Below are 1,821 nucleotides of genomic sequence, written 5' to 3' on the forward strand. Positions count from 1 at the left end.
CCAGGGGAGATGCTACCCTGTTTCACAGGTATTCCGACCGGATTACTGGAGAATCAGATGAGCTCCCTTGTCGGCTCTGAGGCCAAGCGCTCCAAGGTGGAGCAGATCAAGGCAGATAGCCATTTCCTGCGGGATCCCTTGCGGCAGGAGCTGGCCCAAGACACTACCCACTTTAGCGAAGCGGCGGTGCAGGTGCTCAAGTTTCATGGCGCCTACCAGCAGGACGACCGGGATCTGCGGCAGCAGCGGAAGCAGGAGGGGTTGGAGCGGGCCTACGAGATGATGTTGCGCACCCGTATTCCGGGGGGGCATGTGCCGCCGCAGCTCTACTTGACCCTGGATCGGCTGGCCGAGGAGTACGGCAACGGCACCCTGCGGGCTACCACCCGGCAGACCTTTCAACTCCACGGGATCCTGAAGAAAAATCTCAAGGCCACGGTGGCCAGCATCGTCCGGCAGATGGGATCCACCCTGGCCGCCTGTGGCGATGTCAACCGCAACGTCATGGCACCGGTCGCCCCCTACAAAAACCGGCCTGCCTACCGCTACGCCCAGGAGTATGCCCGCAAGCTGGCGGATCTCTTGGCTCCAAAGACTTCTGCCTACTACGAGCTCTGGGTGGATGGAGAGCCGGTTCCCATCCCGCCGGTGGATCCGGAAGTCCGGGAAGCCGAGCAGTTTGTAGGCAACGGCGTGAGGCTGGAGGGGCCGGAACCTCTCTATGGCCCGGTCTATCTGCCCCGCAAGTTTAAGACGGCCATCGCCGTAGCCGGGGAGAACACCGTCGATGTGTACTCCCAAGACCTGGGTTTGATCGTCCTCACCGACCGCAAGGGCAACCTCAAGGGCTTCAACATCGTGGTGGGCGGCGGCATGGGGCGCACCCACGGCAAGGAAGAGACCCAACCCCTTTTGGCCCAGAAGCTCTGCTTTGCCCCGCCGGAAGCGGTGTACCGGGTTTGCCAGGCGATTTTGGCGGTGCAGCGGGATCACGGCAACCGCTACGACCGCAAGCAGGCACGGCTGAAGTATCTGGTGCGCGACTGGGGGATCCGCAAGTTTCGCCGCGCTGTTGAGGAGTATGTTGGGGAAAAATTGCCCCGTTTTCGTCCCTTGCCCAAGTGTATCCCCAACAGCGGCGACTACCTGGGCTGGCACGAGCAAGGGGATGGCCGTTGGTTTTTGGGCCTCTCCATTGAAAATGGCCGCATCCAAGATACGCCGGAGCGGCAGTTGAAAACGGCCCTGCGCAAGATTGTAGAGGAATTTTCCCTCCACCTGCGGCTGACTCCTACGCAGGACGTGATCTTCATTGACATCGAGGATCACCAGCGAGAGGCCATCAACCAGATCCTCAAGTCCCACGGGGTGCTTTCCAAAGAGGAGATCCCGGAGCTGGTGCGGCTCTCCATGGCCTGTCCGGCGCTTCCCACCTGTGGCTTAGCCATTACCGAGTCGGAGCGAGCCCTGCCCACCCTGATTCGCCAGTTGGATCAGGTGTTGCAGGAGCTGGGGCTGCAGGATTCGCCCTTTTTGGTGCGCATGACCGGCTGCCCCAATGGCTGTGCCCGGCCTTACTTGGCAGAGCTCGGCTTGGTGGGATCCGCCCCCGATGGCTACTACCAAATCTGGCTGGGGGCCAGCCCGCAAGGGGATCGCCTGGCCCAGCCGTTTCAGGATCGGGTGCACATTAGCCAGATCGTGCCGCTGATGAGAGTTCTTCTGCAGCTCTACAAGCAGGAGCGCCACCCCCAAGAGCGCTTCGGCGACTATTGCCACCGGGTGGGGATCCCCTACCTACAGGCCCAGGTGCAGCAGCTC

General features: G+C 61.9%; 1 protein-coding gene. It reads left to right on the forward strand.

Going from position 1 to position 1,821, the window contains the following annotated elements; genetic code table 11:
- Nucleotides 1–57: 57 nt before the first annotated feature.
- On the forward strand, nucleotides 58–1,821 hold a 1,764-nt coding region (locus NW853_RS04375), incomplete at its 3' end, for an NADPH-dependent assimilatory sulfite reductase hemoprotein subunit (RefSeq protein ID WP_414347977.1).

This window comes from Synechococcus sp. H55.11 (assembly GCF_047462475.1).
Lineage (GTDB): Bacteria > Cyanobacteriota > Cyanobacteriia > Thermostichales > Thermostichaceae > Thermostichus.